Origin of the sequence: Aeromonas veronii (assembly GCF_040215105.1) — a bacterium.
Classification (GTDB): Bacteria; Pseudomonadota; Gammaproteobacteria; order Enterobacterales; family Aeromonadaceae; genus Aeromonas; species Aeromonas veronii_G.
In genome coordinates, this window is the sequence record NZ_CP157875.1 from 2,049,442 (window position 1) to 2,066,067 (window position 16,626).

Annotated in this window: 15 protein-coding genes; 11 read left to right on the forward strand and 4 right to left on the reverse strand. The window is 60.4% G+C overall.

The window, feature by feature from the left end; all coding sequences use genetic code 11:
- Nucleotides 1-49: 49 nt before the first annotated feature.
- Nucleotides 50-1,165, reverse strand: a complete 1,116-nt coding sequence (locus ABNP46_RS09380) for an ABC transporter substrate-binding protein (protein WP_349922119.1) — start codon at nt 1,163-1,165, stop codon at nt 50-52.
- A gap of 573 nt (nt 1,166-1,738) precedes the next feature.
- Between ABNP46_RS09380 and ABNP46_RS09385 the strand changes: the two genes are divergently transcribed.
- Both ABNP46_RS09385 and ABNP46_RS09390 read left to right on the forward strand, forming a co-directional pair.
- A complete protein-coding gene (locus ABNP46_RS09385) occupies nt 1,739-2,758 on the forward strand; it encodes an MBL fold metallo-hydrolase (RefSeq protein WP_349922120.1) in 1,020 nt (339 codons plus the stop codon).
- Nucleotides 2,759-3,083: 325 nt separating this feature from the next.
- Nucleotides 3,084-3,635, forward strand: a complete 552-nt coding sequence (locus tag ABNP46_RS09390) for an EamA family transporter (RefSeq protein ID WP_349922121.1) — start codon at nt 3,084-3,086, stop codon at nt 3,633-3,635.
- Here the strand turns inward: ABNP46_RS09390 and ABNP46_RS09395 are convergent.
- The 3 genes from ABNP46_RS09395 to ABNP46_RS09405 form a co-directional block, all read right to left on the reverse strand.
- Nucleotides 3,557-4,450 (reverse strand): LysR family transcriptional regulator, encoded by an 894-nt coding sequence (locus ABNP46_RS09395; RefSeq protein WP_349922122.1) that lies wholly within the window; start codon nt 4,448-4,450, stop codon nt 3,557-3,559. The two genes, ABNP46_RS09390 and ABNP46_RS09395, sit on opposite strands and share 79 nt — an antisense overlap.
- A gap of 31 nt (nt 4,451-4,481) precedes the next feature.
- Nucleotides 4,482-4,598, reverse strand: coding sequence for an NAD(P)-binding domain-containing protein (locus ABNP46_RS09400; protein WP_349922123.1), 117 nt, complete (start codon nt 4,596-4,598; stop codon nt 4,482-4,484).
- Nucleotides 4,599-4,742: 144 nt separating this feature from the next.
- Nucleotides 4,743-5,528, reverse strand: coding sequence for a hypothetical protein (locus tag ABNP46_RS09405; RefSeq protein ID WP_349922124.1), 786 nt, complete (start codon nt 5,526-5,528; stop codon nt 4,743-4,745).
- Between the two features lie 1,132 nt (nt 5,529-6,660).
- Between ABNP46_RS09405 and ABNP46_RS09410 the strand changes: the two genes are divergently transcribed.
- From ABNP46_RS09410 to ABNP46_RS09450, 9 genes are read left to right on the forward strand one after another with little or no spacing between them, the layout of a single operon-like run.
- Entirely contained in the window at nt 6,661-8,232 is a 1,572-nt protein-coding gene (locus ABNP46_RS09410; protein WP_349922125.1) for an arylsulfatase, read from the forward strand.
- Nucleotides 8,233-8,282: 50 nt separating this feature from the next.
- Nucleotides 8,283-9,575: an anaerobic sulfatase maturase gene (locus ABNP46_RS09415; protein ID WP_349922126.1), complete on the forward strand. Its 1,293-nt coding sequence runs from the start codon at nt 8,283-8,285 to the stop codon at nt 9,573-9,575.
- Nucleotides 9,572-10,570 (forward strand): AAA family ATPase, encoded by a 999-nt coding sequence (locus ABNP46_RS09420; RefSeq protein WP_349922127.1) that lies wholly within the window; start codon nt 9,572-9,574, stop codon nt 10,568-10,570. Before ABNP46_RS09415 ends, ABNP46_RS09420 begins: the two co-directional genes overlap by 4 nt.
- Entirely contained in the window at nt 10,570-11,475 is a 906-nt protein-coding gene (locus ABNP46_RS09425) for a DUF58 domain-containing protein (RefSeq protein WP_349922128.1), read from the forward strand. Before ABNP46_RS09420 ends, ABNP46_RS09425 begins: the two co-directional genes overlap by 1 nt.
- Nucleotides 11,476-11,916 carry a DUF4381 domain-containing protein gene (locus tag ABNP46_RS09430; protein WP_349922129.1) on the forward strand — a complete coding sequence of 147 codons (441 nt, stop codon included), beginning with the start codon at nt 11,476-11,478 and terminating at the stop codon, nt 11,914-11,916.
- Entirely contained in the window at nt 11,909-12,880 is a 972-nt protein-coding gene (locus tag ABNP46_RS09435; protein WP_349922130.1) for a VWA domain-containing protein, read from the forward strand. Before ABNP46_RS09430 ends, ABNP46_RS09435 begins: the two co-directional genes overlap by 8 nt.
- Nucleotides 12,877-14,403, forward strand: a complete 1,527-nt coding sequence (locus ABNP46_RS09440; protein WP_349922131.1) for a VWA domain-containing protein — start codon at nt 12,877-12,879, stop codon at nt 14,401-14,403. The genes ABNP46_RS09435 and ABNP46_RS09440 overlap by 4 nt, the downstream gene beginning before the upstream one ends.
- Nucleotides 14,400-15,413 carry an oxygen tolerance domain protein gene (locus ABNP46_RS09445; RefSeq protein ID WP_349922132.1) on the forward strand — a complete coding sequence of 338 codons (1,014 nt, stop codon included), beginning with the start codon at nt 14,400-14,402 and terminating at the stop codon, nt 15,411-15,413. Before ABNP46_RS09440 ends, ABNP46_RS09445 begins: the two co-directional genes overlap by 4 nt.
- Nucleotides 15,414-16,418, forward strand: coding sequence for an HAD family hydrolase (locus ABNP46_RS09450; RefSeq protein ID WP_349922133.1), 1,005 nt, complete (start codon nt 15,414-15,416; stop codon nt 16,416-16,418).
- Nucleotides 16,419-16,626: the final 208 nt, after the last annotated feature.

Here is a 16,626-nt window from a genome sequence, read left to right on the forward strand (position 1 = left end):
GCCAATGTGAGGGAACGAGCCAGCGCAATCTCTGGCTCAGAACTCAGCGTTATTTGGCCGGGTTGATGCCCAGCATGAAGGTGCCCTGGGGCCGGATCGGCAGGTAGGTACGATAGAAGTCGAGGTAGGTGGCTTGTGGGTCGAGGTCTTCAAAGAGATCCGGATAGAGTGCCTTGGCCATGAATTCGATGAGAGCCGCATCCATGATGCTGCGAGTGGCCCCGTGATAGACACCATAGAGGCGACCTTGCTGCACGGCGGGCAGATTGCTCCAGCCTGGTCGATTGGCAAAACCTTGCAGACGCTCACGAGCTGTCTTGGCCGAGATGTCCTGGCCTATCTGCATCGCCTGTTGACTGGTCACGTTTTCGTAACCTGATATGAGAATGACCTCGGGCTTGCTGGCCAGCAACTGCTCGGGATGGAGCTGACCCCAGCGTTCAACAAAGGGTGCCGCGACGTTGTCACCCCCGGTGAGCACGGCCATCGCCCCCCACATGTCCTTGCCAAAGGTGTAGCTGTATTCGGCCGGACCCTTGTCGCCCAGTTCGATGTAGATGCGAGGGGCATGGCGCTTCGCCTTGGCGAGACGGGTGGTAATGGTTTCTATCCTGGCTTTGTACTCCTCCGCCATCTTGGTTGCTCGCTCATTCTGGCCGGTCAGCTGTCCCAGCAACAGAGTGCTCGCCATGTGATGAGCCAGGGTCTGGGCGTTGTAGTCGATGACCACTACCGGGATGCCAGCTTGCTCCAGACGCGGCAGATCGGCCACCAACGCTTCATATTGCCACTTCGCCAGCACCACGACGTCAGGTTTGACGGCCAGGGTTTTCTCGATGGAAAAGGTTTGCTCTTGCACCGTGCCCAGATCCGGCACTTTAGCCAGCTGAGGCTGGCTCGCCAGGTAGAGTGCCCAGGTGGCGGGGCGTGATTTGACAAACCAGCCAAGGGACATGCCAACCAGACGATCGGCTCCACCCTCACCCGCCACCGCCAGGTAATCTTCGGGGTAGAAGCCGAGTACGATGCGCTTTGCGGGCAAGGTGAGCGACACTTTGCGGCCCATGACATCTTCTACTTCCACCGGGTTTGCAGCCTGTGCCATCCAGCTGACCAGGGTTAATTGGGCCAGCAGCATCAGCTGGACTATGGGGCGACGAAACATCTTGTTATAGCCTTCTAGGGGTCTTTCTTGATTGGGGTGAGAATCATTACCATTTGTATTTGAGAAGGCAATGGAATTTATAATGGTCGGGCCTCTTTCATCAGGCAGCGCTTCGGGGGGGGGGGTCATCTGTGGTCGAGTCAGTGCCGGGCGTGATCCGCTCCCGGTGAATAATTGAAAAAACGCCAACGGGTGATGCCGTCAACGCCACGCCTGGCGTCAATACGGTTTTGCGCAGCCGACAAACGGGCAGGGCACCCTGTATTGCCGACCTGTTTGTCGATAGCAGGCCCTCAACGGGGTGGTGGCAGGCGGCGAGTGGATAAAACGTCATCACAGGGGCGCCGGATCTGCTCAGTGTACGCGCAGGGGCCATGGGTCAATTCGCATCTTCTGGGTGTCACTCATACATCTTCTCTTCATCTGGTCAGGGATATGCTCTCCCTTTATAGTGCTGCCATCGAGGCGGCTGGCGAGGAATGGATGCGCTCATCATCGGTTGATGCAAGCAAGCCCCGGCGACGTCGGGGTTGGGGATATGGGTTACTGCTGACAGGGGTCATGATGGCGGGTGTGTTGTCGTATCTGTTCAAATCCGGGTTGCCTGCCTATACGGACTCGGCCCAGTACCGGGAGGGGCACTTTGGCAACGGGGTGCCCACTCCTTCACGGGGATTCTGGGAAGGGGTGGGGCTGTGGCGGGATTTTTTGTTCAACAAGCCGGCGGACACTGTGCCGGATCGGGCCATCCCGGTGGTCGCCATGACGCCCGCAGAGCTGATGGCGGCGCCCGATGACAGCGTCTGGCGACTGGGTCATTCCAGCCTGTTGTTCAAACTCGCCGGCAAATTCTGGCTGACGGATCCGGTGTTCGGCGAGCGTGCCTCGCCCGTCTCCTGGTTCGGTCCCAAGCGCTGGCATGCGCCCCCTATCGCCTTGGCGGCGTTGCCCCCCATCGAAGCGGTGATCCTCTCCCATGATCATTACGACCATCTCGATCACGGCACCATGCTGGCGCTGAGCGACAAGGTGGGGCAGTTCATCACCCCGCTCGGGGTCGGGGCCCGGCTCATTGCCTGGGGCGTGCCCAAGGAGAAGGTGAAGGAGCTGGACTGGTGGCAGGAGATCCGCGTCGGGGACGTGGCACTGATCGCCACCCCGGCCCAGCACTTCTCCGGCCGGGGGCTGGGAGATGGCAACCAGACCCTGTGGGCGTCCTGGGTGATCAGAAGCGAGCGGGTCAATCTCTTCTTCAGCGGCGACAGCGGTTACTTCGACGGCTTCAAGACCATAGGTGAACGCTTCGGTCCCTTTGACGTGGCCTTCGTGGAGACGGGGGCCTACAGTCCGCGCTGGGAATACGTGCACATGTTGCCGGCGCAGACGGCGCAGGCGTTTGAAGATCTGCGGGGCAAGTGGCTTTACCCTATCCACAACGGCACCTTCGATCTGGCGATACACCGCTGGGACGATCCCCTTGAGCAGATCAGCCGTCTGGCCCGCGAGCGGCAGGTCTCGCTGACGACCCCCATGATGGGGGAACCATTGTCACTCTTGTCCCCCCACCCGGGGGAGCATTGGTGGCGCCGCTAGCGAGCGATCAGCCGGGGCGGATGGATCTGTTGTGCTGCTGGCAACGCTGATCTTGGGGCTAACCTGCTCTCCAAACTGGCGTGAGTCTGCGCCACCCGATGGCGCTGGGATAGAGGAGGAGGGATCCCTGGGCGAGTACCCGACAGAATGCGCTGCGGGTTGATGGCGGGGCCGGGGCAAGGAGGCCCCGAGCCCGGCGACACGGCTAGTTCACCATTGGTGAATTATAAAATCACTTTGCCGCCATTTCAGTAAACTAAATGCCCATCGACAATCACTGCCTGAACCGTCCATTGTCGGGGTGTCCCGGTTGTCAGGCGTGTCCATGTCCCACCTCAAGTACCATCTGTTGTTGCTCGTCAGCACCGTCATCATCGCCGGCTCCTTCATCTCGGCGCAGGTGCTGTCGACGATGGTCGATCCCGCTTCGCTCGCCTTGATGCGCTTCAGCCTGGCTGCGCTGCTGCTGGCCCCCTTTGTGGGGCTCAGCGAGGTGCGGCGGCAGACCTTCATCCGGGTGTTGCCCAAGGGGTTCATCATCAGCTTCTTCTATGCCGCCTTCTTTCTCATCATGTTCAAGGCGTTGAAAACCACGACCACCCTCAACACCGGCACCCTCTATACCCTGGTGCCTTTCCTGATCGCCCTGGTCAGCATCTTCCTGTTCTGGGACAAGATCCGGGCCGGCACCTTGCTGGTCTACCTCATCAGCACGGTGGTGTACTGGCAACCATACTGCTGCAGGTGCAGGCATCCAAAGAGAAGCGGGCCATCGGCGAGTAGTGCCAATCATCAGGTTCAGCGTGGCTGGAAGGACTTCACGATAAAATCGATGAACAGCCGCACCTTCTGGGACTGCTCCTTGTGGAAGGGGTAGACGGCAAAGAGCGCATGACTCTCCGCCCGCCACGCCGGCATCAGCTCCACCAGGGCGCCGGATGCCAGCTCGGCTGCCACAAAATCCTCAGGCAGCAGTATGACGCCCAACCCCTCGATGGCCGCCTGCTTCAGGGCAATGCCGTTGTTGACGGAAAAGCTGGCGGGTTTGAGTTCCACCATCAGGTGCTCATCCCCCCGGTTGAAGAGCCACTTGCGGGGGGAGGAGGAGAGGCTGTAGACCAGACAGTTGTGCGCCGTCAGATCGTCGGGGTGCGTGACAGCACCTGCGCCGGCGAGGTACTCCGGCGACGCGCACAGGACCCGTTGCACCTGACACACCTGTTTCGAGCGCATGGTGGAGTCGTCCAGAGCGCTGCCCCCCCGGATCACCACGTCGATCCCCTGGTCAATCAGGTCCACATAGGTGTCACTCAGGATCACCTCGATGCTGATCGCCGGATAGTGACGCTGGAACGCGCAGATGATCGGGTTGATCCGGATCAGCCCATAGGACATGGGGACGCTGACCCTGAGCCTGCCTCTGGGGGTGAAGGAGGCGGCCATGATGGATTGATCGGCGGCCTCCAGATTGTCCAATACGCTGCAGATCTGGCCGTAGTACGCCATGCCGGCCTCGGTCACGCTCATCCGCCGGGTGGTGCGGTTGATGAGCGCAATGCCGAGAAAGGCCTCGAGTTCGTTGATGTTCTTGCTGACTGCCGCCTGGGACAGCTGCAGATCATCCGCCGCCGCCTTGAAGGTGCCCATCTCCACCACGCGGCGAAAGACGTTCAGTGCCGTGATCTTGTTCATGTCACCCTCGATTCAATGCATGTTTAGTGAATTATGATGTCGTATTTTCAATCATTGTCCACTCAAGCGCGACCTCATGGTGATGCTCTTTCAGGAGTTGGGCCAAGGCGTTGCCCATTCGGCCCGAGCCGATAACAGCGATATTCATGCTTATTCCCTGGTGATGGTGACGCGACCCGCCACGCAGTCATGCGCGCTTGAGGCAGGGCCATGGTCGTGCGCTGGTTTAAAAGGCGGGCAGAAAAAAGGCGGTAAAGGCTGATGCCTTACCGCCAACGCGCATTGGGAATGCTTAATTCACCTTGTCCAGAGCGATGGGGTAGTCACCGCTGAAATCGAGCCAGGGGTTGGTGCCGAGCAGGTTGGCATGGGGCACATCAGCCTGGTAGCGCATGGTGAACTCTTTTGGACCATGGCCGTAGGCCACAATCAGCCCTTGCTTGGCATCCATGATCCCGGCATGCATGCCCAGACCGTGATAGCTGACCCGTACGGCTTTGTCATTGAGGCTCACTTTCTCAACCTGGAAGCGGGCAATGCTGCCGTCTTTCAAGGTGAAGCCCCAGCGGAACGGCCCTCCGTTGACGACGGTCATTACTTCATCGACATCGGTGCCGTCATCTGCGGAGTTGACATGCATGCGGCCGTATTTTTCCAGCACGGCTTTATGGACGTTTTTGTCCAGTGCCATCATGTCGTAGACCTTCGGATAGGGCCCAAAACCGGTTTCTTCTGTCAGCACACCGCCGCCTTGTACTGCGGGCGAACGGCCGGCGAGCTTCACCTGTTCAAGGAGTTGCGCCTGATCCAAGTTGAATTCTTTGATCAAAAAAGCATGTTCGGCGCTAGTCAGTGCGCGGGATTCTGCGGCGTTAAGAACCGGTTTTGCCGTTTCAGGTATGTCGATGGTGATGACGTTGACGCCGATGGGGTTCAACACCGCATTGACGGCTTCGACGCCTTTTACCTCGGCACGGCCATCACTGAATTTCAGTGAGACCACATCGTTGGCAAAGGCATTGACAGAGACTGCTGAGGCGATGGCCGCAGCCAAGAGAGCAACGTTGGTGAGTTTCATACTAGACTCCTCGTTAAGGTTCGATGAGCAGTCTAGGGAGTGAGTTAGTTCACTTAAATGGCGTTAATTGAATATAAAAATTCACTGGTGGTAATGAATACCAGCCAAGAAGGCTCGGTTTCTCTGCTAAGGTTTGCGCCAAGCCGTTGCCTCGCCGGGGGAGTGGGGCGTGTCGTTGGCACTGGCGCTCCCCTGACTGCCGACGGTGAGCATCAGGTTACATCGTGCATCCAGGTTTAGTGACGGGCTGTACCGATGGAAGCGCCTCCCGTCTGGATGCTGTCTGTCATCCTTCTTCTGGGTGACGACAGTTATTGACATACCTCATCCAGATTTTGATAAGAATAGGGCCCTATTGTCATATTTCAGCCATTAAGAATCAGCGCCATCTATTTCTCCGTCATTATTTTATCTGGATAGGGATATCGTTTTTATTGAGGGGGGGTAAACAGGGTTGCTATTTTATTTTTGATTTTTCTGCGCCATGGAAATGGTTTCATTGCGGTATGCATGGACGCGATGAAATTATGTTTTGATGGCGGAAAATGTCCATTTTGTTGCGTCAGAAAAATACGCGTTGTGCCTTGCCAGAGATCATGGTCAATACGGAGGGCCGGGAATGGATACCTGGGAGGGGGAACCGATTCTGGCGCCGGGTCGACATCGGCGAGCGGGTTCAGTATGCGCTGTTAACCATATGATATGTCAGGTTTTTATCTGGCGGATCATGGCATGAAGAAAGTGTGGCAAGTGGCAGCCTACCGATGTGCCCCTGTAATTTATCTTATAAAATCAATGCATTAGTTGTGTGGCTGTCATGGGGGTAAAATCATGGATGAAGCTGGCATCTTCTCGTTGCGCCCGGCTGGTCGTGTCGTGTTTGGTACCAGATGGACTTGTCCCATGAACGGCGAGGGCAAGTTTGTCCTTATTCAGGCCGCAATCCTATCCGTCTTCTTTATTAATAGGGTCGGATGGGGACGTGATATTTTTATATATTCCATCTGCACGCCTTGCATATTCAGCCCCCATTAAGTAATCGGTGCAAATTGTGAAAGTTTGACGGGGGTTGCCGATTATTATCTAGTTGCCAGTGACATTAAGTTACCACCATCACAATGGAGTCACTGCAATGCGGAATAATATTCCATCCAAACGCACCCTGGTTGCCAGTATGCTGGCCTTGGCGCTCGGCGCGACCGCGGTTTCGGCCCAGGCCGCGACCACGGCGGCGGAGCAACAGAAAGGCAAGCCCAACATAGTGGTCATCTTCGGCGATGATATCGGTTACGGGAACCTGAGTACCTACAATCAGGGCATGCTGGGCTACCAGACCCCGAATATCGACAAGATCGCCGCAGAAGGGGCCAAGTTCACCTCCTACTACGCCGAGCAAAGCTCTACCGCGGGTCGCTCCTCCTTCATCACCGGTCAGATGCCGTTTCGTACCGGCCTGAGCAAGGTGGGCATGCCGGGGGCCCCCCAGGGGATCCAGAAAGAGGATCCCACCCTCGCCACCGTGCTCAAGCAACTGGGTTATGCCACTGGTCAGTTCGGCAAGAACCACCTGGGGGATCGGGACGAGTTCCTGCCCACCGCTCATGGGTTCGATGAGTTCCTCGGCAACCTCTATCACCTGAACGCGGAGGAAGAGCCGGAGAACGTGGACTACCCGAAAGATCCCGCCTTCCGCAAGCAGTTCGGCCCGCGCGGCGTCATCAAGAGCAGCGCCGACGGCAAGATTGAAGACACCGGCCCGCTGACCAAGAAGCGGATGGAGACCGTCGATGAAGAGACCCTGGCGGCCAACAACGACTTCATGGAGCGTCAGGTCAAGGCCAAAAAACCCTTCTTCGCCTGGTTCAACACCACCCGCATGCACAACAAGACCCACATCAAGCCGGATCACCAGGGCAAGACCGGCCTCGGGGATTATGCGGACGGCATGGTCGAACATGACGCCATCGTCGGCGAAGTGATGAAGAAGATCAAAGATCTGGGGATCGAAGACAACACCATCGTCGTCTACACCACGGACAACGGCCCCATGACCGCCACCTGGCCGGATGGGGGCTTCACGCCGTTCCGCGGTGAGAAGAACACCGGTTGGGAAGGGGGCTTCCGGGTACCCGCCATGATCAAGTGGCCGGGTCACATCAAGCCGGGCACCCAGCTCAACGGTATCTTCGGCAGCAACGACTGGTTCCCGACCCTGGTGGCGGCGGCCGGTGAGCCGAACATCAAGGAAAAACTGCTCAAGGGCTACAAGACCCCGGCCATGACCTACAAGGTGCATCTGGATGGCTACAACCAGCTCGACTACCTGAAGGGCAAGGGAGAAGACAAGCGCAAGGAGTTCTTCTACTGGAGTGATGATGGCGACTTGCTGGCCATGCGTTACGGCCGCTGGAAGGCCCACTTCATGATCCAGGAGCACAGCGGATTTGATGTGTGGCAGTACCCCTTCACCAAGCTGCGGGTGCCCATGCTGTTCGATCTGGACGTGGATCCGCTGGAGAAAGGCTCGGACGGCATGGGTTACAAGAACTGGTTCTACGATCGTCTCTACCTGCTGGGCGGGGCGCAAAAGTATGCCACCGAGATGATCCAGAGCTTCAAGGAGTTCCCACCACGCCAGAAACCGGGCAGCTTCACCGTCTCCGACGTGAGCGCCCTGATCGAGCAGGGTGCCAAGAACCACTGATTATCGATGTATTCGGATGGGGGAAACCCCATCCGTTTTGAGGAAAGAAGATGAAACACAGCACCACACTGCCTGTCAACGCACTCCCCTCAGCAGAGAAATACGCCGGCAAGGGGCCTGCCTGGGTGCGCCGCTTCCATGTGATGGCCAAGCCCACGGGGTCTACCTGCAACATCGACTGCACCTACTGTTTCTACCTGCACAAGGAGGGGCTGCTGCACCAGGATCGCCATAGCCACATGAGCGATGAGGTGCTGGAAAACTTTATCCGCCAGTACATCGACAGCCAGGACGGGGAGCAGGTGGTCTTCTCGTGGCAGGGGGGAGAGCCCACCCTGATGGGACTGGATTTCTTCCATAAAGTGGTCAAGTTACAGCAGCAGTACAAAAAAGCGGGTCAGCGCATCGAGAACGACCTGCAAACCAATGGCATCCTCATCGATGACAAATGGGCTGCGTTCCTGAAGGAACATCAATTTTTAGTGGGGTTGTCCATCGACGGTCCGCGCGAACTGCACGACAGATACCGCTTGACCCGCAGCGGCAAGCCCACCTTCGACAAGGTGATGGAAGGGGTGGCCGCCCTCAAGAAATTCCAGGTGCCCTTCAATGCCCTGGTCACGGTCAATCGCACCAATGCTCGCTTTCCCCTCGAGATCTATCGTTTTCTCACCCGCGAGCTCGGTGCTACCTATATCCAGTTCAACCCCTGTGTTGAGCCGGTGGATTTCACCAGGACGGCGCCCCAGTTCTGGCACGATGACAGCATCCCGGTGACGGGGAGTCGCCGGGCCAAGCCGGGGGATCTGGACTCCATCGTCACGGACTGGTCGGTGGATCCCGATGACTGGGGGCGCTTCCTCATCGCGGTGTTCGAGGAGTGGGTGAACAACGATCTGGGCCGGGTGCAGGTCAACCTGTTCGAGACCGCGGTGGCCCAGACCCTGGGGATGCCCGCCCAGATCTGCGTCACCTCCGAGTTTTGCGGCAAGGGGTTGGCGGTGGAGAAAAACGGCGATGTTTTTTCCTGTGATCACTATGTTTACCCCGAGTACCAATTAGGTAATATGTCAATACAAAGGTTGTCGCACATGGCATTTTCCGAGCGCCAGCAGGCCTTCGGATTTGGCAAGAAAGAGACCTTGCCCGCCTGCTGCAAGGCCTGTCCCTATCTCAAGCTGTGCTGGGGGGAGTGCCCGAAGAACCGGATAGTGCGCGCACCGGATGGTGAGCTCGGTCTCAACTATCTGTGCCCGGGCATCAAGGCCTTCTTTGACTATGCCCAGCCCATAGTGGTGGGAATTGCTACTATCTTGCAGAACCAGCCAGGAGAGCACGCATGAACAACAGGGAAAAACTGCAACGGCTTGAACAACGAATGAATGAACAGGTGCTCGGGCAGGAGGCCTTGGTCAGGATGCTGATCATCGCGCTGCTCTGTGATGGCCACGTCTTGCTGGAGGGGCTGCCCGGCCTTGCCAAGACCCGTGCGGTACGGGCCCTTGCCAGCCAGATCGAGGGGGATTACAGCCGGATACAGTTCACCCCGGATCTGCTGCCATCGGATATCACCGGCAGCGAGATATACCAGCAGAATGCCACCTCGCCAGAGGATCAGTTCCGGTTCCGCCAGGGGCCGGTATTTGGCAACATCATCCTCGCCGATGAGATCAACCGGGCCTCGGCGCGGGTCCAGTCCGCCTTGCTGGAGGCGATGGAAGAGCGTCATGTCACCGTTGCCGGCAAGAGCTGGCCACTCCCCAGCCTCTTCATGGTGCTGGCGACCCAGAACCCGGTGGATCAGGAGGGAACCTGGCCATTGCCGGAGGCCCAGCTGGACCGCTTCCTGATGAAGGTGCTGGTGGATTATCCCTCAAAAGATCATGAACAGCAGATGATGCAACTGGTCAGGGAGGAGCAGCAGCACAAATATAGCCAGGAAAAGGACACGAGCAGCACGACTGACCACAGCGCCGCCCTGCTCTCCCAGGAGGATCTGCTGAGCTGCTGGCAGGAGATCTCCCGCGTTCATGTCGCCCCGGCCGTGGAGCAGTACATCCTCAACCTGGTGGGCATGACCCGCCATCCGCAAGGGGTGAGCGATGAGCTGGCCGGCTACATTGCCCTCGGGGTCAGCCCCCGTGGCACCCTGGCCCTGGAGCGCTGTGCCCGTGCCAGCGCCTGGCTGGCCGGCCGGGATAGCGTCCTGCCCGAAGACATCAAGGGCATCGCCCACGCCGTGCTGCGCCATCGCCTGATGATGAGCTATCAGGCCAATGCCGATGGGGTCAGTGCCGACGACGCCATCCAGACTCTGCTCGATACCCTGGTCGCCTGATGGAGACGCGGCTGAGCATCGATAACGCCGGGCTGATGGCGCTGGCGGGGGAAGCCCGTCTGCTCAGAAATGATCCCGAGCGCATCTCCCTCGGCGCCATGGCGGGGGAGCGGGTGTCCCGCCAGCAGGGGCGAGGCCTCAACTTCGAAGGGTTGCGGCGCTATCAGGCGGGGGATGACGTGCGGCTCATCGACTGGCAAGCCACCGCCCGGCTGCGCACCCCCTGGATCCGGCTCTATAATGAGGAGCGGGAGCGCCCGGTCTTTCTGCTGACCGATCAACGCCTCGACATGTACTTCACCACGCGCGGCCATACCAAGTCGGTGACGGCGGCCATGATAGCCGGGCTCTATGCCTGGCGAAGCTGGCACGACAGCGACCGGCTGGGAGGGGTGACCTTCAACGATGAGGTGCTGGCCGTTCATCCCTGTCGCTCTGCCAAGCAGAACCTCGGACGAATACTGGAGGATCTGGGCCGCTTCAACCAGTCGTTGACGCAGGCCTATCCGGCAGAGCCTGCGGGTTCGCTGAGTCTGGCCGAAGTGTTGCAGCGTGTGCACGGCCTGATCCCCCCGGGGGCCTGGCTCGCCATCATCAGTGACTTTCACGACCTGGACGCCCGCAGCGAAGCCATCCTGGCCGGGTTGCGGCGACGCTGCGACATGCACGCCTTCGTCGTCTATGACGATCTTCACCTTCGCCTGCCCACGCAAGGGTCGGTGAGCGCCCGTTATCAGGGCAGCGAAGCGAGCTTCTCCTTCTCCTCCCAGATGAATCGCGAGATCCAGCAGGCCATCACCCAGCGGCTGGCCGCGCAGGAGCAGCGCCTCACCCGGTTGGGGGTCAGGGTTCACCACATCCTTACCCATCAGGATCCGGTCCGCCAGTTGCAGAAGGGAGGTTGAATGCTCGAGAAAGGCTTTACCGTGCCGGCGTTGCTTGACCCCGCACTGCCGGCGGGCTTCTCCTGGTGGCCATCGGCCCCCGGCTGGACATGGCTGGCGACTCTGTTGCTGCTGCTCGCCGCCGGTATGGCGATCGCCCGCCTTGCCCACTGGCGGCGCAATCGCTGGCGCCGGGAGGCACAGTCGCAGCTGAACACGCTGCAGGACGCGGACGCCTGGCTCAGCCTCATCAAGCAGATAAGCCTGGTTCATCGTCCCCGCAAGGAGGTGGCGCAGGCCGTGACCCCGGACGCCTTGTTGCAGGCGGTGCCCCTTGACGAAACCTCCCGCACGCTCTTGTGCGAGCGTTATTGCCGCCCCGACAACCGGCTGACTCCCGAGCAGAACGCCCGCTTGGCCGCACAACTCGCCACCTGGCTGGAGACCTTGCCCCATGTCTGACTGGCTGTCCCGTTTCGATTTTGCCTGGCCCTGGGCCTGGTTGCTCATCTTGCTCCCCCTCGTCAGCCGCTTCTTGCTGCCACCGGCGCGCCCCATGGCCGACTATGTGCGAGTGCCCTTCTTGCCTCATCTCGTCAACACGCTGGATCTGAAGGCAGAACAACAGAGGAGCGGGCCCTGGCAACGTCTGCTGTTCTGGGTGCTCTGGCTGCTCCTGGTATGCGCCCTGGCACGGCCGGAGCTGCTGACACCGCCCCAGCAGATCGTCAAACCGATGCGCGACATCGTGCTGGTGCTCGATGTCTCTGGCTCGATGGGGAAGAACGATCTGCCGGGGGGGGAGACCCGCCTCAAGGCCATGCAGGATTCGGTGGCCAAATTTGTCACGGCGCGCAAGCAGGACCGGATTGGTCTGGTGATCTTCGCCAACGGAGCCTACCCCTTCGCCCCCCTCAGTGAAGACAAGGGGGCGCTGCAGGCCCGCATCGCCCAGCTGGCACCGGCCATGATCGGCGAACAGACGGCCATCGGCGATGCCATCGGGGTGGCGGTGAAACTGCTGGACAAGGCGCAGCACGGGAGCAGCAAGCTGGCCATTCTGCTGACCGATGGCAATGACACCGCATCCCAGCTCACCCCTGAGGTGGCCGCCAAGCTCGCCGCCGCCCATCAGGTTCAGATCCACACCATCGCCTTTGGCAATGAGCAGAGCGGGGATGACAAGGTGGATCTCGCCTTGCTCAAGACCATTGCCGAGATGACCGGCGGCAAGAGCTGGCAGGCCGCCCGCAGCGGCGCGGCCCTTGACAGCGTCTGGCAGGATATCGACGCCCTGACGCCGGTGCAGGTTCGCACCCTTGGCTGGTCTTGGCACCAAGCGCTGTTCCAGTGGCCTTTGTTGCTGGCCCTGCTGCTTCTGCTCCTCATTACGGGTGGGCGTTACCTCAGGGGGAGGGCGGCATGAGCGACTTTCACTTTATCTATCCCTGGCATCTGCTGGGACTCGTGTTCTGCATCGGCCTCTGGTTTGTGGTACGCCAGCCACGCAGCGCCTGGTATCAGTTGATGGACAAGCGGGTGGCCGAGGCGCTGGTGGTCGGCAAATCCCGCCCCCTGTTGCAACTGCTGCCCTGGCTGTGCGGGATCGGGGTGCTGGCGCTCTCCGGCCCCAGCTGGCAGCGGGAAGTCCCCGCGGCCCTCTCGCCCCAGGGCAGTGTCATGGTGGTACTGCAACAGGACCTGACCATGTATGCCCAGGATGTGGCGCCCAGCCGCCATCAGCGCATGCAGCACAAGCTGGCGGTGCTGGTCGAACGCTCGCCTGGCACCCGTTTTGGGCTGATTGCCTATGACAGTTCGGCGCACCTGGCGGTGCCACTGACCCAGGATCCCGATTTCTTCTCCCTGTTTCTGAGTGCCCAGGAGCCTGCCCTCATGCCAGAGGGTGAGGGTTCGGCACTGGCGCAGGCGCTGACGCTGGCGACCCGCAACCTGCCGACCACCCCCGATGAGGCTCCGAGCGTGCTGGTGGTGGCCGATCACTTGACCGCGGAGGAGGCGACGTCGCTGGCGGCCTTCCCCCTGCCGGTACAGGTCTGGGTGGTGGGCACCGAGCGCGGTGGCAATCTGCCGGCCAAATATGAGAGCAAGGGGCTCGATACCCGGCTCGACGTTGGCCGATTCAGTGCGCTGCGAGACGATGGCGTGCCGGTGACGCTGGCCAGCGTTGATGACGACGATCTGGCGGCGGTTGCAGATCATATTCAGCATGCCATCCAGGCCCAAAACGATGCCCGCGAAGAGCTCAAGTGGAAGGATGGCGGCTATCTGCTGGTGATCCCCATGCTGGTGTTGCTGCTCTTCTGGCGCAGGCAACTGCTCTGCCTCACCATGCTGGCGCTCTCCCTTGGCACCTATTCCGAGCCCGGGCAGGCCGCCTTGCTGGACTGGTGGGTGACACCGGATCAGCAGGGTCAGTACGCCTTCTCGCATCAGGAGTACGAACAGGCAGCCAGCCACTTCGAGGATCCCCTGTGGCGGGGAATAGCGAGCTACCAGGGTGGGGATTACGTGGCGGCGATCACGGCGTTTCGCCAGGCAAAGGCAACGCCGGAGTCTCTGGTGTGGCTTGGGAACAGCTATGCCCAGCAAAAATCCTGGCAGCAGGCGCTCGTCAGTTACGATCAGGCCCTGAGCCTTCGTCCCGGCTGGGATCTGGCCCTGACCAATCGCGCCAGGATAGCCGACATCATCATGCAGCTGCGCAAGCAGGAGAGAGACCAGGAGGGCTCACAGGGGGATGAGGCCAATTACGATCCCGATGAGATCAAGCATGATCTGAAAAAAGGGGAAGGGGCGGATCAGCAGGATATCCAGCCCGGCGGCAGCGCCGACCCTCAGGTCAATCAGTGGTATGACAATCTGCAGGTCTCTCCATCGATACTGCTGCACAACCTCTACCAAGCCGATACGCAGGAGGCTCAATGAGACGACTCTGGTGGTTGCTGTTGCTGATAAGCTTGCCCGGCCACAGCGAGGTGAACATCACCCGTGAACTGGTGGCCCCGGCCCAGGTGGCGCCGGGTCAGCCTCTGCGCCTCGCGGTGACCTTCTGGACCGACTCCTGGTTCAACCCGCCCCCCAGCTGGCCCACTCAGGAGGTCAAAAACGGGGCTCTGCTCACCACTCCGCTGCCCAATCAGCTGCTGACTCGTCAGGCCGACGGAAAGAGCTGGAGCGGCGTTCGTCTGGAGCGGCTGGTCTCTGCCTGGGACGCGGGGAAGCTGGTCTTCCCCGCCCTGGAGATCACGCTGACATCACCGGGGCAGCCGCCCCACACGGTGCAACTGCCCGCCATCGAACATGACGTGGCCTGGCCCCCCGATGTCACCCAGCCGGATCGCTTCCTGCCCGCGAGCAAGGTCACCCTGACCGGTAAGGTGGTGACTTATCACGCCGGGGAGGGCGAGGATCTGCACGTGGGGGATGTGATCGAGCGTCAGGTGACGGTGCAGGCCGAAGGGGCGGTGCCGTCCCAGATCCCGCAACTGCTTTATGCCATCCCGGGTCAGGAGAGCCAGCGTCTGGCTCCGGTCAACCGTCTGCTGGACAGTGGCCGCGGTGACTTCATGGGGGGTCAGCGTGAGGAGCGGCTGCGCTATATGCCCACCACGGCGGGCACGGTGACGCTGCCCCCCCTGACCCTGAGATGGTGGAACAGCGAGCAGCAGCAATGGCAGCAGGAGAGCCTGCCCGGCGCCGAATACAAGGTCGGTGCCCCGCGCACTGCCGGTGGGGAGGCCGTGCTGCGCGCCTCGTCACTGGCCCATTGGAAACCCTATGCCATTGGCCTGGTGCTCATCCTCCTGCTGGCTGGGGCCGCCTATCTTGCCCGTCACTCGCTCTTGCGAGGCTGGTGCTTTGCCCGTGAGGCCCTGAAACGCTTCTGGACACCTGTCCCACTGCCGGGATTGCTCCCGGTGAACAAGGAGAAATAGATGAAACTCACCCCGTTAATTGTGGCCATGCTGGCCGGTGCCAGTTGGGGAGTCAGTGCGCAGGCGGCCGATCCGCTCTCGGCCTGGCAGGATACGGCTCCCAAGCAGGCGATTGAGGCCTGGGTCGCCGGTGCCACCCAGGCTGGCAGCACCACCTTCATCCCAGTGAACAAGCGCAACGTGGTCTTTGACAACGACGGCACCCTCTGGGGCGAGGCACCCCTGACGTTCCAGCTGCAATTTGCCGTCGACGAGATCAAGCGTCTGGCCCCCGAGCACCCGGAATGGAAACAGGACCCCATCGTCAAGCTGGTCCTGGCCAACGATCTGGCCGGCCTTGCCAAGGCGGGCAAGGAGGGGCTGGTGAAGCTGATGACCCTGACCCACAGCGGCATGAGTGCGGATGAATATGCCAAGCGGGTACGCACCTGGCTCGATACCAGCAAGCATCCACGCTTTGGCTGCCACTATGATCAGCTGGGTTACCAGCCCATGGTGCAACTGCTCGCCTATCTGCGGGCCAATGGCTTCAAGACCTGGATCGTCTCCGGTGGCGGCATCGACTTCATGCGGGTATTTGCCGAGCAGATGTACGGCATTCCCCCTGAGCAAGTGGTCGGCTCCTTCGCCCTCGGGGAGTTCTCCTTCTCGAAGGATGGCGCCTCCATCATGAAGACCATGAAGGGTGCCTACCTGGATGATGGGGCGGCCAAGCCTGCGGCCATCCATCTGTTCATGGGGCAGCGTCCGGTGGGGGCCTTTGGCAACAGCGATGGTGACGTACCCATGTTGCAGTACACCTCGACCAACCCGGAGTTCAAGACCTTCGGCCTGCTGGTGCACCACACGGACGAGAAGCGGGAGTATGCCTATGACAGCCATCCCCCCAGCAGCGGCACCCTGGTAAAGGGGTTGACCGAGGCGCCCAAATACGGCTGGACCCTGGTCGACATGAAACGGGATTGGAAAACCGTCTTCGATCCCGCGCTGTGCCCGGCTAAATAAGCCGAGGCGATGAGCAAGAGGACGGCTGTCTGGCCGCCTTCTTGTTTTTCCTCTCCTCTTTTCTCCCCGGTCCCACTGCCTCTTCTCTGCCCTTATCCTCGTCTGGCCCATCAGTTCTCTGTTCGTTGCTGACAAGGGAGGCGCCAGTGTGCCCGCTTGATGAACCTAATTCGCACCAGATCGAGGACTGTGCGGCCATCACTGGATG

Bases quoted from the DNA above. Each gene is read 5' to 3' on its own strand.
- ABNP46_RS09445 (WP_349922132.1), top strand. From the start codon at position 14,400: ATGAGACGACTCTGGTGGTTGCTGTTGCTGATAAGCTTGCCCGGCCAC.
- ABNP46_RS09430 (WP_349922129.1), top strand. From the start codon at position 11,476: ATGCTCGAGAAAGGCTTTACCGTGCCGGCGTTGCTTGACCCCGCACTG.
- ABNP46_RS09425 (WP_349922128.1), top strand. From the start codon at position 10,570: ATGGAGACGCGGCTGAGCATCGATAACGCCGGGCTGATGGCGCTGGCG.
- ABNP46_RS09380 (WP_349922119.1), bottom strand. From the start codon at position 1,165: ATGTTTCGTCGCCCCATAGTCCAGCTGATGCTGCTGGCCCAATTAACC.
- ABNP46_RS09410 (WP_349922125.1), top strand. From the start codon at position 6,661: ATGCGGAATAATATTCCATCCAAACGCACCCTGGTTGCCAGTATGCTG.
- ABNP46_RS09450 (WP_349922133.1), top strand. From the start codon at position 15,414: ATGAAACTCACCCCGTTAATTGTGGCCATGCTGGCCGGTGCCAGTTGG.
- ABNP46_RS09415 (WP_349922126.1), top strand. From the start codon at position 8,283: ATGAAACACAGCACCACACTGCCTGTCAACGCACTCCCCTCAGCAGAG.
- ABNP46_RS09400 (WP_349922123.1), bottom strand. From the start codon at position 4,598: ATGAATATCGCTGTTATCGGCTCGGGCCGAATGGGCAACGCCTTGGCC.
- ABNP46_RS09390 (WP_349922121.1), top strand. From the start codon at position 3,084: ATGTCCCACCTCAAGTACCATCTGTTGTTGCTCGTCAGCACCGTCATC.
- ABNP46_RS09420 (WP_349922127.1), top strand. From the start codon at position 9,572: ATGAACAACAGGGAAAAACTGCAACGGCTTGAACAACGAATGAATGAA.
- ABNP46_RS09440 (WP_349922131.1), top strand. From the start codon at position 12,877: ATGAGCGACTTTCACTTTATCTATCCCTGGCATCTGCTGGGACTCGTG.
- ABNP46_RS09435 (WP_349922130.1), top strand. From the start codon at position 11,909: ATGTCTGACTGGCTGTCCCGTTTCGATTTTGCCTGGCCCTGGGCCTGG.
- ABNP46_RS09395 (WP_349922122.1), bottom strand. From the start codon at position 4,450: ATGAACAAGATCACGGCACTGAACGTCTTTCGCCGCGTGGTGGAGATG.
- ABNP46_RS09405 (WP_349922124.1), bottom strand. From the start codon at position 5,528: ATGAAACTCACCAACGTTGCTCTCTTGGCTGCGGCCATCGCCTCAGCA.